Genomic DNA, 19,148 nt, shown 5'->3' with positions numbered 1-19,148 from the left:
TTTTTAGTGTCAATAAAAAATCTTTATAAAACATGGTGTTATATATTGATTATAATTCGCATTTAAGTTGATGTTATGGCCTGCCAATACAAATTATTGTTATTTCACTTTGGATAAAAAACGAGCAATACCGAAATTTTTAAAGATTAAATATTAAGCTGCTATTGACACGCTATAAGTAAGTGGTAAATTTAAGGAAATTTCTAAATTAGGTGCAGGGCAGGTTTGGCAAAACTGATTATGTTGATATTGGTGCTACTGGTATCGGTTCAGTCCGTCAACCTTTTTGCGTCTGAAGCTAACCTCCACCAAATAGAAATAGCTCACTTGCAGCAACCTCATGACCATGCTGAAGACGCTAGCATGGAGAATAAAGAACACCATACTCAGGATTGCCACCATTGTGGCCATTGCAGTGGCACACATTTAACGATAGTCATTGTGAGATCTCCAGCCGTGCTGTCTGTGTATACTCACAGCGAAGCCTATAGTCAGGCTCCTGCCAAAGTTCGTACTTTTGTTGAGCAAACTCACCGCCCCCCAATCGTTTAAGCAGTAGCAATCAACGAACATTGTGTCATTGATATTAGCTTTTTACTGATCCTATTTTTTGATTTTTTATAAAGCTAATGTCTTTTGTGTTCTTTGATGATACTGCCCAATAAAGCGCTATACCAAAAAGGTCAGCCTCAGTCGCATTCATGTCAATTGCATTAATTTATCGACTTGGCTTTGATTTCATACCAATTTGACTTAATACTTGCTCAATTTGAAGGAGCAAATCTGACGCTAACCACGTTAAAAATTTCTCATTTAGAACAACTAAATAGCAAAATTTTTGCCTAGTTATCGACAAGATTTTCTCGCCTCAAAATAGACCACTTAATTAAGAAAATTGGTATCACTTTTCTGATATAGCGCCCACTTTTTTCAATACCATTTTGTCCCAAAGCGGCTCAATTAAATGAGCAAATTTGGCGATTACAACACGTGCAAGCGGTGTTATCGCCAACAGTGGTTCGCCTAAAAATAAACCACTTAATTAAGCAAATTGATATTAATACCAATTTGACTTAATACTTGCTCAATTTGAAGGAGTAAATCTGACGCTAACCGCGTTAAAAATTTCTCATTTAGAATAACTAAATAGCAAAATTTTTGCCTGGTTATCGACAAGATTTTCTCGCCTCAAAATGGACCACTTAATTAAGCAAATTGGTATAAAGTCGAAGCTTGTTTACGAGTTTGAGCTGTTGTGCGGGTATTACATCGCTCCTCGTATTACAACAGAACCATTTTAAACGTGTGGTAAATATCAATTAAGCGAATTGGTAGCACCCAAGTTTTGAATAAGGAGTGAGCTTACTTAGCGGTATTAAGCTCACATTAAATTTATGCCTCATTCAAACCGCAGGGTAAGCGCGTTTCACAATATAAGAGTGTCAAATGCAAATCTTAAAAAATTGCACTTTCTGTTTAATGTTCACGGCGATGTTTAGCTCATCTGTATATTCAGGTGAAAGTCATGATGATGACCACGCTGTGCATGAAAATGACAATCAAATCGTTCTCACCCAACAACAACTAGATTTTGCTGGAGTTAAAATCGAAACGCTACAATTGCAACATCATGAGCGACTTTATTTTGCGCCAGGTGAAGTGAAAGCTAATGGTTATACCAGCTATCTTGTTGCACCTCGAGTGGACTCTATTGTACTGGAGCGCCATACCACATTAGGTTCAATGGTCGAGGTTAATGAGCCTTTAATCACTTTGTTTTCCGAAGCGATGGCGCAAGCACAGTCACAGTATCTAATTGCGTCAACGCAGTGGGATAGAGTTAAACGCTTGAGTTCAACAGCCATTAGTGAGCGAGCACGTGTTCAAGCGAATGCTGACTTTAGTGCCGCTTATTCGAGGTTAATAGCACTGGGAGTCGAAGGCACTGCGATCGATGCAATTAAACATAAACCAGCAAGTGAGTTTGGGCACTATACCTTAGTTGCCCAGCGTGCAGGGATTGTGACTCAAGACTCATTCACTCAAGGGCAGCATGTCGCAGCAGGCAAAACCTTAATGGCGATCTCCGATGAAAACGAGTTATGGGTAGATGCGCAGATACAACCGAGTTCACAACTTAAATTAACGTCCGATATAAAAGCATGGGTTAATGTTGAAGGCAAAGATCACGAAGCCCAAGTTATTCAAGAAGCCCACACACTAGATCCAATCACTCGAACTCGACGGGTACGCCTGTTGGTAAAAAACTCAGAACACAAACTGCATGCCGGTATGTTTGTTAATGTTTATTTCCGTATCCCTTCAACAGCACAAGCTATAGCTGTACCTGATGATGCGCTGAGTCGCAGCACTGATGGTGATTGGGTGGTCTATGTTGAAGCCTCGCCAGGTACGTTTTATCCCAAAGAAGTGCAACTGGGCGAACGTTTTGGTGAACAGGTTGAAATTATTGGATTAAGTCCAGGTCAACGTATTGCAATCAACGGTGCGTTTTTTATTGCATCAGAGCAGGCGAAGGCAGGCTTTGATCCACATAATCACTGAGGAAGCTTCATGATGTTTAATAGAATAATCGACTTGTCAGTAAATAACCGGCTACTCAGTGTGCTGTTCTTAATAGTGATTGTTGCGGTATCCGCTGTCAGTATTCCCAAACTTAATTTGGATGCGTTTCCTGATGTCACCAATGTACAGGTCGCGGTTAACACAGAAGCTCCTGGGCTTGCAGCAGAAGAAGTTGAACAACTGATCACATATCCAATTGAGGCAACTATGTATGCCCTGCCAGATGTGGAGCAAGTACGTTCTATTTCCAAAACAGGGTTATCTGGTGTAACAGTTGTATTTAAAGAAGGCACTGATATCTATTTTGCAAGGCAGCTGGTATTCGAACGATTAGAAGCTGCAAAAGCACTTATTCCGGATGGCGTTGGCACGCCTGAAATGGGTCCTAATACATCAGGACTTGGGCAAATATTTCAGTATATGCTTAGGACTAAAGAGGGAGCTGAGTATGATGCGATGGCGCTACGTAGCCTCAATGATTGGGTCGTAAAGCTATTAATAATGCCAATTGATGGTGTGACAGAGGTATTGTCATTTGGTGGTGATGTGCGTCAGTACCAAGTTCATATCGATCCAAATAAGCTGCTAGCTTATGCGCTATCTCAGCAGGATGTTATCAATGCGATAGAGCGTAATAACCAAAATGTTGGGGGCTGGTATCTGCAACATGGTCAAACACAGTTAGTGGTCAGGGGCACAGGTTGGTTTAAAAGTGGTGAGCGGGGAGTTGAAGAGATTGCTAATGCGCCAATCAAAACCATAGATGGCACTGTTGTAAAGGTGGCACAAGTCGCGACGGTTTCTGTCGGAGCTGAGATCCGCCAAGGTGCTGTAACGATGTCAAAGAAACGAGAGTCCGGCGAGGTAGAACAATTGGGTGAAATTGTTACCGGTATTGTACTTAAGAGAATGGGAGCTAACACCAAAGCCACGATAGATAGTATCCAAAGTCGTATTACACTGATAAATCAAGCATTACCGGAAGGGGTAATATTTGAGCCATTCTATGATCAATCAGATTTGATCAGTAAAGCCGTACACACTGTTGTGAAAGCGCTAATATTGGCTTTTGTTTTTATTGTCGTCGTACTGGCACTATTTCTTATGAATCTTCGAGCGACCTTTCTTGTACTTATATCTATCCCAACCTCTATTGCGATGGCACTTTTTGTAATGGCTTGGTATGGAGTGTCAGCTAACTTGATGTCGCTTGGGGGAATTGCAGTGGCAATTGGGATGTTAGTCGATGGCTCGGTTGTAATGGTAGAAAACATCTTTAGACGTATCATACAAAACGATCCCAAGGGCGATAACGCTATTATTCAAGTCGTAAAACTTGCCTCAAAGGAAGTTGCAAGGCCGATTTTTTTTGCTGCCAGTATTATTTTAGTTGTTTTTACGCCACTTTTTAGCTTTGAAGGGGTTGAGGCAAAGTTATTTCACCCTATGGCAATTAGTATCATTTTGGCGGTGGTGGCTGCGGTATTTGTTGCATTAGTGATTGTACCGGCTTTGGCTGTTTATGTTTTTAAATTTGGCGTCGAACAGAGAGAAAGTTATGTACTGACGCGATTAGAAAAAGCATATCGCCTGAGCTTAAGCCGAGTAATGTACTGGCGAAAGTCGTTACTTATGATTGTTCTATCACTCACGGCGATGGCGGGTTTCACATTTACTCAAATAGGCACTGAGTTTGTGCCTGAGCTAGAGGAGGGAACGATTAACCTTAGGGTTACCTTAGCCCCCTCTGCAAGCCTAGAGACTGCTCTTGATGTTGCACCTAAACTAGAAAGAATATTACTAACATTTCCAGAAGTAACTTATGCCTTAAGCCGGATTGGTCGCGCAGAGATTGGCGGCGACCCTGAACCTGTAAATAATATTGAAATTTATGTTGGACTACAACCTGTAGCACTGTGGCAAAGTGCACACAGCCGAGACGAGCTACAAACACTGATGGAAGAAAAGCTGCAAGCGCATCCCGGCTTACTTTTCAATTTCTCGCAGCCAATCGCCACTCGTGTAGATGAATTACTCTCAGGAGTAAAGGCACAGCTGGCCATAAAGCTGTTTGGCCCAGAGTTGGCAGTATTAGCAACAAAGGGCCAAGAAATAGAAGCCGTAGTGTCACAAGTTGAAGGCACACAGAGCGTGCAATTGGAACAGGTTACAGGGGAAGCGCAGCTAGTTGTTACACCTAAGCGCCAAGTTCTGTCCCGCTATGGACTGGCTGTGAGTGATGTAATGACCTTGGTACAAGATGGGATCGGGGGGAAGCAGGCTGGGCAAGTTATCAATGGCAATGAGCGCTATGACATATATGTGCGTTTAGCACCTGAGTATCGCCAAACTAAAGAGGCGATTGAACAGATACGTATACAATCAAGTTCCGGCGCTTGGATCCGGCTGTCTGATGTGGCGCATGTTGAGTACCAATCTGGTTCACCCCAAGTGAGGCGAGATGATGTTCAGCGTAGAGTGGTCATACAAGCCAATGTGCAAGGTCGAGATATGGGGAGCGTTGTAAACGATATTCGCAAAGCTATTGATAGTAAAGTTGATTTACCTAGCGGTTATGGGATTGAAATTGGTGGCCAGTTCGAAAACCAGCAACGTGCTCAGCAACGGCTGGCTTTGGTTATCCCTATGTCTTTATTATTGATCACATTGTTACTTTATTTAGCATTTGGTTCAATTGCGCAGGCTCTGCTCATTTTAGTTAATGTGCCCCTCGCGGTGATTGGCGGGGTATTCTCGTTATACCTTTCAGGTCAGTACCTATCGGTGCCAAGTTCGGTCGGGTTTATTACTTTATTCGGTGTTGCGGTGCTCAATGGAGTGGTGATGGTTGATAGTATCAATGCACATATCGCCAGAGGTGAAACTATACATCATAGTGTATTTGAAGGTGCTACTTCTCGCTTACGACCCGTACTGATGACCGCTATTACCTCAGCTTTAGGGCTTATACCAATGTTGTTATCGTCCGGTGTTGGGGCGGAAATTCAAAGGCCACTTGCTAGTGTTATTGTTGGTGGATTATTAACGTCAACTTTATTGACGCTGTTTGTATTGCCTGCGTTCTATCCTCTATTCTCCAAACGGAGCAATCATAGATAAATGAAGCGGGTGGTTCTCACCCGCATTCAAAGAGTGTCATTGATGACCATGTTATCAAAAAACCTCACCAGATCTTAACGATGGTCTTACTCAAAAGTTAGCACTACACCACTATACAGCGGAGCTTACCCGGGAATTATTCTCACTTCTTGAGTTATGTCAATGTAAATAGAAATGGTTTGCATTAGTGTTATTGTGATCATATAGTGTGCCTAAGCTCGGGTTAGCTTCTGGTAAAGCTTAAGGTTAAATAAGGGTTAAATATGAAAGATTCTATGGTTGGCGATGCGAACTACACAATCTCTGATACTTGCGAGTTTTCTGCTGTGTTGTCTCCTTGGCAAGCTAAAATAATGTCGGGTAATCAAGCATATAAAGCACAAACATTCTTGCGTGCCCGTGATGAATATCAGTCCGCATTGGTGCTGGCTACTCGGATTTTGGACGAGTTCTTATTGTACCAAAAAGATAATATCGTGATTGGTGCCATTGAGCACAGTTTGCCAGCAGTAGTGGTATCGGCGCATAATCTTGCAGACACATTCATTGCGCTTGAACAACCTAATCGTGCCTGTGCACAGCTCACTTCCGTTCATTTTAAAGTGCACGAAGTTTTTAGTCAGTTGGAGAGTGAAGTCGCGGCTATTGCCCTTCACCATTTGCATAAAACGCGTCAAGAACTCATACATTTTGCCAAACGCTACCCACACCTACCTGAGCTCATTCATCATATTAACGAAGCGATGCTGAATACGCATATACGAGGGCGCGCTTTACACTAAAACTTGGAGGTCGAATGGCTTTTACATTACCTAATTTACCTTATGCTTATGACGCGTTAGAACCACATATCGACGCAAAGACAATGGAGATCCATCATACTTTGCATCATCAAACATATATAAATAAAGCGAATGCGGCACTCGAGGGTACAAAATTTGCTGATGACAGCACTGAAAGTCTGCTGCGAAACATAAAAGCCCTCCCAGAAAATCTGCAAAAAGCAGTACAAGAACACGTTGGAGGTCATGATAATCACAGTTTATTTTGGCAAATAATGACGCCTAATTTTCTCCCGTTAGGTGATGGTGCGCTGAAACAAGCGATAGAGCAGGAACTCGGTGGATATGAGCAATTTAAGACAGAGTTTACCAACGCCGCGGTGAGCCGCTTTGGTAGTGGGTGGGCATGGTTAGTGGTTGATGAAGATGGCAAGTTATTGATAACAAGTAGCCTTAATCAAGACAGTCCGTTTATGGCTCAACAAACACCTATCCTTGGCTTAGACGTGTGGGAGCACGCTTATTATCTTAAATATCAAAACCGCCGCCCAGAATATATCGCCGCTTTTTATCATGTTATAAACTGGTCAGAAGTAGAAAGAAGATATAACGAAGCCGTCGGTAAACTAGCCTAACTTTAAAAAATAGAGCAGCATTTTTAGCGCAGGAGTTAGTACTGGTCGTAACTCAATGCTAACCCCTGCTTTTGTACTTATTAATATCATAACTTATGTGATTGAGTGCCAAAAATGGCTAGTTTGCCACTTCCATAGCCAGTAGACTGATACAAAACGATGTATGAGCTACGGTCATGTATACACCAGAGGTTTGTTCTGAAGCCAGAAATAGCCGCGATGCTAGGTTTGATGGCTTATTTTTTGTTGCTGTTAAAAGCACCGGTATTTATTGTCGGCCAATTTGTCCAGCACCTGCTGCCAAAGAAAGTAATGTGGAATACTTTCAGTTTGCCCATAATGCTGCTCAAGCAGGTTTTAGGCCTTGTATTCGGTGCCGCCCCGATAGTGCGCCTGGAAGTTATGCGTGGCTTGGAACAGAAACGACAGCTGTCAGAGCTAAAAAGCTGATAGATGAGGGAGCTTTGTTGCGCAGTTCAACCTCATGTTTAGCAGAGCGACTAGGTATATCCGTCAGATACCTCAATAAGATATTTAGTCATTATTTCGGTACCAGCCCTAAACAATATGCGTTGTACAAGCAGTGTGACTTGGCTAAACAGCTGTTGCAACAAACCGACCTTCCTGTAACGCAAGTTGCTTTTGCCGCAGGGTTTAAGTCATTGAGGCGATTTAACGATGCGTTTCAGAAGTTATATCAGTTATCACCAAGCCGGTTTAGAAAGGGAACAAACCGCGACGCTTTGATCTCAATTTATTTATCTTACCGCCCTCCATATAATTGGCAAAGCATGCAGCAATTTTTGGCTAAACGAATTGTCCCAAATCTAGAATGGCTGAATGAACAAAGTTATGGTCGCACTGTCACTGTTCAGGGGATAACAGGGCGTTTTTGCGCAACCATAGAACCACACAAACATCGTTTTAAAGTTGATGTTACCTTGTCTGATTTATCATTATTAGTGCCGATGATTGCACAGATCAGGCGAGTGCTAGACTTAGATGCAGATACACATTTTATCGAATCACATCTTCGCAAAGCAGCGCCTGATTTACGTTTACAAGAAGGGCTAAGATTACCTGGAATTTGGGACGAATTTGAAGCAGGGATCAGAGCCATTTTGGGTCAACAAATCAGTGTTCAGGCAGCAAAGAACCTATTGACCTTACTGGTGAGTGAACTGGGGGAGAAGACCGAAGATGGCATGCAATATTTTCCATCAGCGCAGGCGGTGTTTGATAGCGAATTGGTATTTTTTAATATGCCAGCAAGTCGTAAAGCTGCTATTCGCGCGTTTGCGCAGCAATATGTTGAACAACCACAAGTTGACATTGATAGTTGGCAAAATATAAAAGGGATTGGTCCGTGGACTGTGAATTATGCAAAAATGCGAGGATTGAGTCACCCTGATATTTATTTAGGCGGCGACTTAGGGGTAAAAAAAGCCCTAGAAAAGTCGCAGCAAGCAATAAATGTCGATAAATGTGCGCCGTTTCGTTCTTATTTAACTTTTCAACTTTGGCAACTATTATGATAGAAACTACATTGGCGTCACCTGTTGGCGAGTGGATAATTCAAGCATCCGATAAGGGGTTAAGTTATGTCGGTTTCTTCCCAAAAACGCGATACGAGTTCGGGGAGAATCAACATTCAACCATGGCGAAGTGCCAGTTACGCGAGTACTTTGCAGGCAAGCGTAAGCAGTTTGATGTGTCTTTGGATGTAGCAGGTACAGACTTTCAAAAGCAGGTTTGGCATGTATTGGCGAAAGTTCCCTTTGGCGCGACTTACTCCTATGGTTGGATAGCCAAACAATTAGCTAACCCCAACGCGGTAAGGGCGGTTGGTGCTGCAAATGGTAAAAATCCCATCAGTATTATTGTACCCTGTCATCGCATTATTGGCACAAATGGCAAACTGACAGGGTATGCAGGTGGAATTGAGGCTAAACGTTGGCTTTTACAACATGAAGGGGTTATCTGCGAAAAATAGCATATACTGTTAAACAAGGCGTATAGTTAGTTTGCAAAGTACACTTGGAGATACGGTTGAGATTTTTTTTAGTCCTCTGTTTTTTTGCTAGTATGCCTCTGATTGCTGCTACAGAGGTACGTTTTTGTTACGAGGATAAACATGCACCACCGTTTATACATGGAGCAGGGCAAGTAGTACCTGCTGAAAATCCGGGGGTGACGATAGAGGTTGTAAAGCAACTAGACGCTCAGCTATCACCCATTCGCATTAATTATGTAAGAAAACCTTGGAGCCGTTGCTTACACGAGTTAGAGCAGGGCAAGGTAGATGCAGTGGTAGCGAGCTATCGTCAATCAAGAGATAAACACATGGCATATCCCAAGCGAGCAGATGGTAAAATTGACAACCGCTACGCTATAAATAAGATTGGTGTGTGTTTATTACAAAGTATCGCTAACGACACCAAAATTACACTCCAAGACGCGGTTGAACTTGCTGTGCCAAGAGGATACGCAATTAAAGAGAGTATGCCAGCCAATTTTTCAGTATTCGAAACCGATTCCTTAGAAAATGCAATTACGTTAGTTGAAAATGATCTACTAGATGCGACAATAGGGTTGTGCCAGATCGGTAATATGCCGATTACGCTTTCACCTCCATTTAATCGTCTTAAGCCAGTGTTCCCGCCACTAGAGACCACCTTTGGCTTTATGGCTTTTTCTAAACAATTCTATCAGCTATATCCAGACGCCAGTTGGCTGTTGTGGCGTGAAAGTCAGCGGATTGATCTTGATAAAATGTACCAGCTGTACTTGGATGCCCAGTCTGAAGACTCAGATAAGCAATAGACCTTTGTTCGCTTAGTCAGTAAACTACCACGAATTTTTATCTACAAATAACCATTATGGCTCAGCTTTATTTTTATTACTCGGCAATGAATGCTGGTAAATCAACGACTTTACTACAATCGGCATTTAATTATAGAGAGCGGGGCATGCGCCCTTTTATTATCACGGCGGCCATAGATAACCGCGCAGGAGTCGGCAAGGTTGCTTCTCGTATTGGTTTAGAGGCCGAGGCACATGTTTTTGAAAACCATACCGATGTTAAAGCACTCCTCAGTGATGTCCATGGTAATAATAAAATTGACTGTGTTTTAGTAGATGAATGTCAGTTTTTGACTAAATCTCAGGTGGCTGAGCTTACAGATATCGTTGACGAGTTGCGTATCCCAGTGCTGTGTTATGGACTTAGGACCGACTTTCGCGGGGAGCTTTTTGAGGGCTCTCAATACTTACTCGCTTGGGCTGACAAGTTAATTGAACTCAAAACTATCTGTCATTGTGGTCGCAAAGCGAACCGTGTATTACGAACGGATGAACATGGAAAAGCGATTGCGGATGGCGATCAAGTCGTTATCGGTGGCAATGATAGGTATGTGTCGCTTTGTCGTAAACATTATAAAGAGGCACTGAGCAGTAACTAATCATCAAGACTGACCGCTAAATTTCTCGTGATTGAGCCTCTTGAGGATATAATAACAGCACCCTCAAGAGGCTTTTTGGGTTAGATAAACCGCAAAAAACAATTTCTGTTTTATCCGTATGATTTGGAAAAACACGTAGCTTGTACCATGCTTTAAAAAAACGAAAGAGTGTGAGCACGATGGACAAGCAGCGGACGTTATCATTTTTAAGCCACTCGGAACCGGCTAAACCTATATCTGCAAACCTAGTAAAACCTTGGGTTGTTTTGATAGTGGATGATGAGCCAGAAGTGCATCAAGTCACTCAACTTGTACTGTCTTCATACCGCTTCGAACAACAACCACTTGAGCTCGTTCACGCCTACAGTAAAAAAGAAGCGATAAACATACTTAACTCAAGAACAGATGTCGCACTTGTTCTACTTGACGTGATAATGGAAAGTGAAGAAGCGGGCTTGGAGTGTGTACAATATATCCGAGAAGTACTAGGTTATCATCAAGTACGTATCGTACTCAGAACAGGTCAGCCCGCTGCCATACCTGAGCATGAGCTAATGTTACGCTATGATATTAATGATTATAAAAATAAAACTGATCTTACTAAATCCAGACTGTTTACGACATTAACCAGCTCACTGCGATCCTACCAAGATCTTCAACGTTTAGCGTTACTTACCGAAGAGTTAACGGCATTAAATGAGGGCTTAGAAGACAAGGTAAAACAGCGAACACATGAAATAGAAGCCTCTAATAAAGCATTACGACAAGCATATGATCGGATAGCCAAGCAGCAACAAGCACTCGTTCAATCTGAAAAGCTAGCGTCAGTTGGTCAATTGGCTGCTGGCGTTGCCCACGAAATTAATAATCCATTAGCTTACCTCAAAAGTAATTTAGAGTTTGTACAAAGCACGTTAGTTAAACTTTATAAAGCTTGGCAGACGGTCGCTTCTCAATCTCAGCTTTGTAATGAAGTTCTCAATAATATAGAGACAGAGTACCAACTTAACTGGACACTAAGTGAAAGTGACGATGTAATAGCTGATATGCATTCAGGGTTAGATAGGATCCAGTTAATTGTTAAAGAGTTGAGCATTTTTTTCGAGAGCAATCAGACTCAATTTCAATTAGTTGACTTTTATACGCAGATTTTAGACCCTGTAGTGATTAATTTAGAACTCGATGGCGTAAGTTTACAATTGATTGAGTTTGATAAAGGAGACGGATTTGAGCTATTTTGTGCTCCTGCGCTGTTAGAACACAGTTTATACTGTATCATTAGAAATGCCTTAGAAAGCTCTAGTAGGCTAAGTCAAACCATCAAAGTAAAAGTCAAACTTATTGATGAGCATATCCAATTTACAGTGTCTGACACTGGAGAAGGAATAGATACCGAGCTGATCCATAGAGTATTTGATCCCTTCTATACCACTAAATTATCTGACAAGCATGTTGGTTTAGGACTAACGGTTGCCTCAAGTATTATCAAGTCTCATGGTGGGCAGCTACACATTCAATCTCAGGTAGGCAAAGGCACTGATGTTACAATTACCATCCCTTTAGCTCAGCCAGCTTTGAACAGAAATACGTCTGACGGTAAATAGTTGTGCTTTCGTTAGCATACATAGCTACCTTGGGGGATCAATCGCATGGTTAATGCTGGTATTCACTCTAAACCACCCCGCGACTGAGTAACGCTTTTTGTTGGCCACGAGCACCTCGTGAGGAAATTCGTCACTTAGAAATGTGACCAATGTGCCGTCGCTGGGCGTTACCGTTGTCAAAATTTGCTCGTGGTTGTTAGGGTTATACACCATTAATTCTCCGCCATCTTTAGCTGACCAAGACTGGCTTAAATAAAGTACCGTCGTCAAAACTCGGTTTGCTTTACCTTTAAAAGCATCCACATGTTTTTTATAAAAAGCACCCGGAGGGTAGACAGCAAAGTGGCTTTCATAGCTAAAAAGTCCCATAAATAGGCGTCTATTTAGGTATGTTTTCAGCTCTGCCATATTGTCTAACCAAGCAGCTTCTAGCTCGTTGTTAGCATCGAGCCAATGTATTTTGTCTCTGCGAATTTTCTGGTTTTGTTCATGCTCGGTAAGGCGGCCAATACCTGTCTGCTCAAAATCTGAGCTCGTCAGTTCAGCGAGCCTTATTTCTAATTTGGATAAAATCTCTGAACCGATAAAGTTGGGTAATATGCTGATCCCAGTTGATTGTAAGTCTTGTGCTATTTTCTCGAATGGGAATGTTAAGTCTAAATCTAACAAAAGCCGCGTCCTTATATTCGCAAAGACGCCTTTTTACCTTGTTGTGGTGCTGCAATCCAGCAAGTTAATTTTACCTTGTCGACAAACAAATTTTGTTAATGATGTTTTTACTCGCAGCTTCTATTAAATCAAGTACTAGCTCAAAACCATGAGTACCTCCATAGTAAGGATCGGGTATCTCATGCTCATTTAGGTCACCAAATTCAAGAAAAAGCATTATTTTGTCTTCTAATCCACTTGGGCAAAGTGCGAGTAAATCTCGACGGTTTGACTTATCTGCACATAGTATTATATCGTAGTCTTCAAAATCACTGGGCTTTACTTGTTGTGCTGAAATCCCTGAGAAGTCATATCCTCGAGCCTCGCCAGCAATGACGCTGCGGGGATCAGGTAAGCTCCCTTGGTGATAACCAATGGTGCCTGCGGATCCAATCTCAATGCTACAGTCTGTTTGTGCTAGTTGATGTTTTAGTACGGCCTCCATAGTTGGAGAGCGGCAGATGTTACCCATACATACGACTAAAATATTTGAAATTGAGTTCACGCGTCTATCCTTTTTAACTTCACCTTGGCGAAAGTTTACCGATTTTTTGATAAGAGCAAAACAAAAAGCACCAATCACGGTGCTTTTTATGCCTAAATTATCCGAAGCTCAGGTGAAATTAATTGAGCGTTAAGACACGTGGATGTCTGTGCTATGAACTGGGCAAGTTTTCATGTGGGCCAAAGACTTCATAATAAATACGTGAAGGGCTTACGCCTGCTCTTAACAATTGGGCCTTAATTGCTGCCATAAAGGAAAGTGGCCCACACAAGTAAAACTCTCCATGTGCACAGGGTAACGATGCTGCGACTGCACTGATATCCATAAACCCAGGTAATGCGTTATGCTCTTTTGACTCCAACCAATTAGTTACAGAAAATTGTTTAATGCCTTTACCTAGCTCGTTAATTTCACCAAGAAATCCTAAGTCTTCGAACATTTTGTTGGCATGTAAAAAGTATGCCTCAATGTCGGGCGTCGTTTGACTATGGACTGCTAGCATACTAAGCATCGGTGTAATTCCCACACCAGCACTAATATAGATCTTTGGACGGTTTGTCTCTTTAGCAGTAAAATCTCCGGCTGGTGGCGTTAGTTTTACCGTATCTCCTGCTTTCAAAGTGTGTAAATATTGGGAAACGAGACCATCTGATTTTACCGAAATTCTAAAATGTTTGCAGTTAGGTGCCGCTGACAGAGAGTATTGGCGTATTTGTGAAGTTGTTTGAGCGCTTGCTGGCAGAAATACTGAAACAAACTGTCCTGCTTTAAATTTAGGTATGGCCTTGCCGTCACATGGGCTTAAATAAAAGCTCTTAATGTTTGGCGTGTGATTGACAACTTCATCAATATAAAAATCTCGTGTCCCCTGCCAACCGCCTACTTGCTGAAGCACATGTTGGTAAAGCCCATGTTCAGCGGTGATAAATAGATCGGCTAAAAATTGGTATGCAGAGATCCAAGCCTGTTCTACCTCATGGGTAAATTGTTCTTTTAATTCTGTTTTAAGCGTATTTATTAAATGATGACCAACGATGTTGTATTGCGCTGGGGATATTCCTAGACTGACATGCTTATGGTTGATCCGTAAAATTGCATCATTAAGTACATCAGGTTGATCAATATAAGTAGCGTAGGCGGCCAGCGCTGAAAATAAAGCTAATGGTTGGCTACCTGAGGCTTGATGAGATTGGTTGAATACGCCTCTCAGTTCGGGGTGCTCAGTAAACATGTTGTGGTAAAACTTCGCGGTAATTTCTGGGCCAACTTTTGCGAGTAACGGCGCGCTTTGCTTCACCAATCTAATCGTTTTATTTGTAAGCATGATTGTTTTGTCTCCAATGTAATGTGAGTAGCCTGAGCTTTGAATAATGAATGCCTTACCCAAACCTCAGGTGAAGTATTAACCCTGTCGCCCATCGAGGCGTTGTTTTAACAGCATTGGGCTAAAGGTGATAAGAAAAAGAAAAAAACCAAACACCCACATTAATGCACTGATCAGCCAAGCGTTGTGGGGGCTAGTAAAGTGAATGAGAAACGCGCGACTTATACCCGCTGCTACAATGCAGGTAAACGCAATCGTTGTGCTGAGATGAGTAGTTAAAGATCTACCGGTATGTCCGAGGGTAACTCTAGCCATCATGCTTAAAATCATTAAGCTCATCCCGCTGATAGCGACAAGATGTAAGTGGTCACGCCAGAATGCTAAATGGTAGATACGATTATAGGCACATAGCAACAGCCCAGCAGCGATTGCAAAGTAAGACACGTAGAGCGACCAGAGCAAGGGAACTTTGACCAGTCGTATATCAAACCAGTACACAGCTCTGACAAGGTGTAAACAACCTAATATCAAAAGGCAGCCATTCAAATAATGCGCATGAAGAAATGATGATTGTAGCGGTGAGATACATACGCACAGTATCGCCAGATAAAAAATGGCACGGTCTACCTTTCGGATAGCGGGTTTTTGATCTTTCTGTAGACCTCTGGCAATAAAAAATGGGATCACACGGCCGCTAACAACACCAATTAACAACATGTATGCTATCAAAGAAGATTGACTAAGTAGGCCTACTTGTAAGAAGTCACCATTATTAAGTGCGGTTAAAAATGCGATATTGCAGCATCCAATCACACCGACATAAAATATAAAAACTCGATTGTTTTTTGACCTTGCTGTGATAATAACTGAGCTTAAGTTAGTCAGTAACAGTAGCCAAAATGTAGCTTGCAATAATAGCGTAAGGGTAACGGAGCTTTGTGGAATAAAAAAGCTCAATCTTGCAGCGAGCCAAATACCACAGAGAGACAGTAAGGCTGCGCCATTGAGTGTGGCTTTTTGTGTCCAGTTTTGAGCGGCCGTTAATAAAAAACCCGCAACGACAGCGCCTGCAAAGCCAAACAACATCTCATGAGCGTGCCAGTAAATGGCTGGATATTTATGGTGCCACTCTAGTTGACCGTTCAATATGAATATCCAGACTGAAATACTCAAAACGGCGCTTAGACCAGCGAGCATAAACAAGGGTCTGAAGCCAAGCATGAGTAATGGCCAAGTTGTTAACTTATGCCATCTGAATTGTATAGCGGTTGGATCTTGTGGCTGGAGCAGTGGCATTTATCTTACCTCCATACCCAAGTGATAAAGGCAAGTACAGCGTACAACATAGGCAACTTTAATAATGGCTGCGAAAATAATCGTACTAATATGTGCAGTAATTTGCGAGTTCAGACTAAAGTGTTCGGCATTGATGTAACTAATTTGCAGCGATAGCAAAAACGCAATAAATGACATCAAGATGACAATATTGCTGTACTTTAAAAGATGGCTCATGTGGTGCACTCATTTAACAAGATAAGTATGAGTGGCTACAGCATGTATTAGGCCAACTTTTAAAACCATTATTATTCAACGTCTTATGTTTTTGTTATTGTCATTTGAGTCATTTTGACCCACTATTGCTCTGTGTTAATAAAAACCATAAGAGTCATTTTGACATGAATGCTTTAGAACTCTCAAAATTGCTTGAGCTGAGTATGGCTTTATCGAAGCACGTAGTTGGTCAGGATAGTGCTGCACTCAAGCAATATTCAAAAACGCTGATCTTTTCATTGAATCAATGCGTCACCGCAGACGCCATAGCGGTTTTATCCGGCGATAAACAAGCGCTGACTATTCTAGCCAGTAATGGCTTGAGTGAAGATGCTATAGGGAGGCGCTTTTTACTAAAGCAGCAGCCGCGCCTCAACGCGATCGTTGCGGCAGACGGCATAGTCAGCTTTGCTCATGATAGCACTCACCCAGATCCTTATGATGGCTTACTATTGGCGCAAGAGAATAGGCTACCCGTACATGCTTGCATGGGGTTTAAGTTGATGTTACCCAATAATATATTGGTAGTGACGTTCGACAGTCTCAGACCAGAGAGTTTCCAATCATATTCAGATACCTATTTGAATATGCTGAGCAATATAGTGTTATATCAAACTCAACGTGTGCAAGAGTCGATTACGTTTTACAATCAAGCCCGTGCGCACACGACTATTCAACCTCCAAAGATGGAAAAAAAACACGCGTTGGTGGGTGAAAGTGTGAGCATGCAGACACTGAAAGCAGAAGTAGAGCTGGTGGCGAGCTCGGACTTCAATGTATTAATACAAGGTGATACGGGCACAGGAAAAGAGCTAGTCGCAAAACACGTACATCAGCTTTCTGCAAGGGCGGATAAGCCCTTTGTTCAAATTAACTGCGCGGCGTTACCTGATACGATTGCCGAAAGTGAACTTTTTGGTCATGTCAAAGGCGCATTTACAGGAGCAGATAAAGACCGTTTAGGTAAATTTTTGATGGCAGATGGCGGTACTTTGTTTTTAGATGAAGTGGGTGAGTTAAGCCTGTTACTCCAGAGCAAGCTACTGCGAGCTTTACAAAGTGGTGAAGTTCAAGCAGTTGGTGCTGACGAGATCCGCGTGGTAAATGTAAGGGTAGTAGCCGCGACTAATCGAGACTTACAACACGAAATTAAGCAAGGCAAGTTTAGGGCTGATTTATACCATCGACTCTGTGTTTATCCTTTACATGTGCCAACATTGACAGAGCGGCTAGACGATATACCGCTTTTGGTAGGCTTTTTCCTTGAGCAGTTGCGAGCGACGTTAAATGTAAAACAAGTTGTCATGGACAAATTAACGCTAACTAAACTGTTGCAACATGATTGGCCGGGAAATGTCAGGGAGCTAGAGCATTGTATTAGTCGCGCGGCACTCAAAGCCAAGCATCAACAGTGGCAGGCAGACATCATAGAGATCCAGCAAATTGATATACCTATTAAGTCAACCTCCGAAATGTCTGCATCATTGATATCGGGTACTCCTCGTTCAAAACACCAAGTCAGCATGAAATCTGCTGTCGAGGGGTTGCAAAAGCAGCTCATTATTGACGCGATGGAACAGAATAAGATGAACTGGTCAGCGGCAGCCCGTCAACTGGAGCTTGATAGAGCGAATTTAGTGAGACTTGCAAAACGTCTTGGGGTTGATTTGAAAAAGCAGTTTGGTTGACCATCTGCTGATTATTTCTAGCTATTCAGACGGAACTCTAAGCTTAATAAAAATTGTTATTAATACTCTTATAAGTTGTTTATTTTAAAAGAGTATATTAAGAAAATTGTTATTTTTATTTAATCTTGCCAAGAACAAATATTGAACTAGTGTTATAAAGCGTCAACTGACATTTTAGGGGGCCCTATGCAGGGTAACAAACAAGTTTTAACAGCGCTAAATCAAGTGCTGACGCTAGAATTAACATCGATTAACCAGTTTTTTTTACATGCAAGAATGTACAAAAACTGGGGCTTAGAAGAGCTCAATGAAAAAGCATATAAAAAGTCTATCAAAGATATGAAGCAAGCGGATGATTTGATCGAACGCATTTTGTTCCTTGAAGGGTTACCAAATTTACAGCACCTAGAAAAGCTTCGGATCGGTGAACATTGCGAAGAAATGATGGCTTGCGATTTAGCTTTTGAACTTGACCAGCTACCAGTGCTGCGTGAAGCCATCGCGCTTTGTGAAAATGAGCAAGATTATGTTAGTAGGGAGCTACTTGAGGCAATTCTTGAATATGAAGAGGACTATGTTGATTGGCTCGAGACACAACATTTCTTAATTAAAAATACTGGCATCGAAAACTATCTGCAGTCGCAGATTGAGGGGTAAGTTATGCAAGGTAATTTAACTATCATTGACTTGCTAAACAAGCAGCTAACATTAGAGCTTTCTTCAATGGATCAGTATCTTGCCCATTCAAAAATGTATGAGGATTGGGGACTGGATAAGTTACACCAAAAGTTAGCTCATGAATACGAGGAAGAGTTGGATCACGCAAAGCGTATTACTGAAAGAATTTTATTTCTTGAAGGGACGCCAGATACTGCATCCCGAGCTCCTATTCATATTGGAAGTGACGTCAAAGAGATGTTAGAGAATGACCTCGCCGCTGAGGTTTTGGTCAAAGATCATCTCAAAAAAGTTATCGCGGTATGTGAGCAAGAGCAAGATTATGTTACTAGAGTAATGCTAGAAAGTCTCTTAGATGACACCGAAATGGATCATATATATTGGCTTGAACAGCACATTAATTTGATAAAACTTATCGGCTTACCCAATTACATTCAGAGCCAGTTATCTAAAAGTTCTGAATGATCCCAGCCACCGCATCAAAAATTTGATGCGGTTTTCTGCCT

The 19,148-nt window shown here is 41.9% G+C and carries 18 protein-coding genes; 13 read left to right on the top strand and 5 right to left on the bottom strand.

Annotated elements, in window-relative coordinates; all coding sequences use genetic code 11:
- Positions 1-225 precede the first annotated feature (225 nt).
- The 10 genes from J8Z24_RS18570 (at position 226) to J8Z24_RS18525 (ending at position 12,188) form a co-directional block, all read left to right on the top strand.
- The gene (locus J8Z24_RS18570; protein ID WP_176032086.1) at positions 226-552 is read left to right on the top strand and encodes a hypothetical protein; all 327 of its coding nucleotides are present in this window, start codon (positions 226-228) and stop codon (positions 550-552) included.
- A gap of 894 nt (positions 553-1,446) precedes the next feature.
- A complete protein-coding gene (locus J8Z24_RS18565) occupies positions 1,447-2,565 on the top strand; it encodes an efflux RND transporter periplasmic adaptor subunit (protein ID WP_176032087.1) in 1,119 nt (372 codons plus the stop codon).
- Between the two features lie 12 nt (positions 2,566-2,577).
- Positions 2,578-5,706 carry an efflux RND transporter permease subunit gene (locus J8Z24_RS18560; RefSeq protein ID WP_252096020.1) on the top strand — a complete coding sequence of 1,043 codons (3,129 nt, stop codon included), beginning with the start codon at positions 2,578-2,580 and terminating at the stop codon, positions 5,704-5,706.
- 263 nt (positions 5,707-5,969) lie between these two features.
- Positions 5,970-6,488 (top strand): DUF2753 family protein, encoded by a 519-nt coding sequence (locus tag J8Z24_RS18555; RefSeq protein WP_128730958.1) that lies wholly within the window; start codon positions 5,970-5,972, stop codon positions 6,486-6,488.
- Between the two features lie 14 nt (positions 6,489-6,502).
- Positions 6,503-7,123: a superoxide dismutase gene (locus J8Z24_RS18550; protein ID WP_125253036.1), complete on the top strand. Its 621-nt coding sequence runs from the start codon at positions 6,503-6,505 to the stop codon at positions 7,121-7,123.
- Between the two features lie 176 nt (positions 7,124-7,299).
- Entirely contained in the window at positions 7,300-8,658 is a 1,359-nt protein-coding gene (locus J8Z24_RS18545; RefSeq protein WP_176032089.1) for a DNA-3-methyladenine glycosylase 2 family protein, read from the top strand.
- Entirely contained in the window at positions 8,655-9,116 is a 462-nt protein-coding gene (locus tag J8Z24_RS18540; protein ID WP_252095973.1) for a methylated-DNA--[protein]-cysteine S-methyltransferase, read from the top strand. Before J8Z24_RS18545 ends, J8Z24_RS18540 begins: the two co-directional genes overlap by 4 nt.
- Before the next feature lie 56 nt (positions 9,117-9,172).
- Positions 9,173-9,946, top strand: coding sequence for a transporter substrate-binding domain-containing protein (locus J8Z24_RS18535; protein WP_252095971.1), 774 nt, complete (start codon positions 9,173-9,175; stop codon positions 9,944-9,946).
- A 56-nt stretch (positions 9,947-10,002) separates the two neighbouring features.
- Positions 10,003-10,584, top strand: coding sequence for a thymidine kinase (locus tag J8Z24_RS18530; RefSeq protein WP_252095970.1), 582 nt, complete (start codon positions 10,003-10,005; stop codon positions 10,582-10,584).
- 179 nt (positions 10,585-10,763) lie between these two features.
- On the top strand, positions 10,764-12,188 hold the full coding sequence (locus J8Z24_RS18525) for a hybrid sensor histidine kinase/response regulator (RefSeq protein ID WP_252095969.1): 1,425 nt from the start codon (positions 10,764-10,766) through the stop codon (positions 12,186-12,188).
- A 24-nt stretch (positions 12,189-12,212) separates the two neighbouring features.
- On the opposite strand, the gene J8Z24_RS18520 is transcribed toward J8Z24_RS18525, so the two are convergent.
- The 5 genes from J8Z24_RS18520 to J8Z24_RS18500 all read right to left on the bottom strand — a co-directional run bounded on the left by J8Z24_RS18520 (position 12,213) and on the right by J8Z24_RS18500 (position 16,237).
- Positions 12,213-12,857 (bottom strand): 2OG-Fe(II) oxygenase, encoded by a 645-nt coding sequence (locus J8Z24_RS18520; RefSeq protein ID WP_176032090.1) that lies wholly within the window; start codon positions 12,855-12,857, stop codon positions 12,213-12,215.
- 70 nt (positions 12,858-12,927) lie between these two features.
- Positions 12,928-13,401 carry a low molecular weight protein-tyrosine-phosphatase gene (locus J8Z24_RS18515; RefSeq protein ID WP_147390478.1) on the bottom strand — a complete coding sequence of 158 codons (474 nt, stop codon included), beginning with the start codon at positions 13,399-13,401 and terminating at the stop codon, positions 12,928-12,930.
- A 151-nt stretch (positions 13,402-13,552) separates the two neighbouring features.
- Complete coding sequence (gene hmpA / locus J8Z24_RS18510; RefSeq protein ID WP_176032091.1) at positions 13,553-14,725, bottom strand: NO-inducible flavohemoprotein; 1,173 nt, start codon at positions 14,723-14,725, stop codon at positions 13,553-13,555.
- A gap of 78 nt (positions 14,726-14,803) precedes the next feature.
- Positions 14,804-16,021, bottom strand: coding sequence for an NnrS family protein (locus J8Z24_RS18505; protein ID WP_252095968.1), 1,218 nt, complete (start codon positions 16,019-16,021; stop codon positions 14,804-14,806).
- Entirely contained in the window at positions 16,022-16,237 is a 216-nt protein-coding gene (locus J8Z24_RS18500; protein WP_252095967.1) for a hypothetical protein, read from the bottom strand.
- A gap of 164 nt (positions 16,238-16,401) precedes the next feature.
- Between J8Z24_RS18500 and norR the strand changes: the two genes are divergently transcribed.
- From norR to bfr (J8Z24_RS18485), 3 genes are all read left to right on the top strand, one after another.
- Positions 16,402-17,964: a nitric oxide reductase transcriptional regulator NorR gene (gene norR, locus J8Z24_RS18495; RefSeq protein WP_176032094.1), complete on the top strand. Its 1,563-nt coding sequence runs from the start codon at positions 16,402-16,404 to the stop codon at positions 17,962-17,964.
- A 186-nt stretch (positions 17,965-18,150) separates the two neighbouring features.
- Positions 18,151-18,621 carry a bacterioferritin gene (gene bfr / locus J8Z24_RS18490; RefSeq protein ID WP_125253026.1) on the top strand — a complete coding sequence of 157 codons (471 nt, stop codon included), beginning with the start codon at positions 18,151-18,153 and terminating at the stop codon, positions 18,619-18,621.
- Positions 18,622-18,624: 3 nt separating this feature from the next.
- A complete protein-coding gene (bfr, locus tag J8Z24_RS18485; RefSeq protein ID WP_128730946.1) occupies positions 18,625-19,107 on the top strand; it encodes a bacterioferritin in 483 nt (160 codons plus the stop codon).
- The last annotated feature ends 41 nt before the right edge of the window (positions 19,108-19,148 follow it).

The organism is Pseudoalteromonas sp. SCSIO 43201, from assembly GCF_023716725.1.
Classification (GTDB): domain Bacteria; phylum Pseudomonadota; class Gammaproteobacteria; order Enterobacterales; family Alteromonadaceae; genus Pseudoalteromonas; species Pseudoalteromonas peptidolytica.
The sequence above is the reverse complement of the archived record's forward strand: the minus strand, read 5'-3'. Positions and strand labels throughout refer to the sequence as shown.

Excerpts from the sequence above, each read along its gene's own strand:
- J8Z24_RS18565 (WP_176032087.1), top strand. The coding sequence starts at position 1,447 with ATGCAAATCTTAAAAAATTGCACTTTCTGTTTAATGTTCACGGCGATG.
- J8Z24_RS18560 (WP_252096020.1), top strand. The coding sequence starts at position 2,578 with ATGTTTAATAGAATAATCGACTTGTCAGTAAATAACCGGCTACTCAGT.
- J8Z24_RS18555 (WP_128730958.1), top strand. The coding sequence starts at position 5,970 with ATGAAAGATTCTATGGTTGGCGATGCGAACTACACAATCTCTGATACT.
- J8Z24_RS18550 (WP_125253036.1), top strand. The coding sequence starts at position 6,503 with ATGGCTTTTACATTACCTAATTTACCTTATGCTTATGACGCGTTAGAA.
- J8Z24_RS18545 (WP_176032089.1), top strand. The coding sequence starts at position 7,300 with ATGTATACACCAGAGGTTTGTTCTGAAGCCAGAAATAGCCGCGATGCT.
- J8Z24_RS18540 (WP_252095973.1), top strand. The coding sequence starts at position 8,655 with ATGATAGAAACTACATTGGCGTCACCTGTTGGCGAGTGGATAATTCAA.
- J8Z24_RS18530 (WP_252095970.1), top strand. The coding sequence starts at position 10,003 with ATGGCTCAGCTTTATTTTTATTACTCGGCAATGAATGCTGGTAAATCA.
- J8Z24_RS18525 (WP_252095969.1), top strand. The coding sequence starts at position 10,764 with ATGGACAAGCAGCGGACGTTATCATTTTTAAGCCACTCGGAACCGGCT.
- hmpA (WP_176032091.1), bottom strand. The coding sequence starts at position 14,725 with ATGCTTACAAATAAAACGATTAGATTGGTGAAGCAAAGCGCGCCGTTA.
- J8Z24_RS18505 (WP_252095968.1), bottom strand. The coding sequence starts at position 16,021 with ATGCCACTGCTCCAGCCACAAGATCCAACCGCTATACAATTCAGATGG.
- J8Z24_RS18500 (WP_252095967.1), bottom strand. The coding sequence starts at position 16,237 with ATGAGCCATCTTTTAAAGTACAGCAATATTGTCATCTTGATGTCATTT.
- norR (WP_176032094.1), top strand. The coding sequence starts at position 16,402 with ATGAATGCTTTAGAACTCTCAAAATTGCTTGAGCTGAGTATGGCTTTA.
- bfr (WP_125253026.1), top strand. The coding sequence starts at position 18,151 with ATGCAGGGTAACAAACAAGTTTTAACAGCGCTAAATCAAGTGCTGACG.
- bfr (WP_128730946.1), top strand. The coding sequence starts at position 18,625 with ATGCAAGGTAATTTAACTATCATTGACTTGCTAAACAAGCAGCTAACA.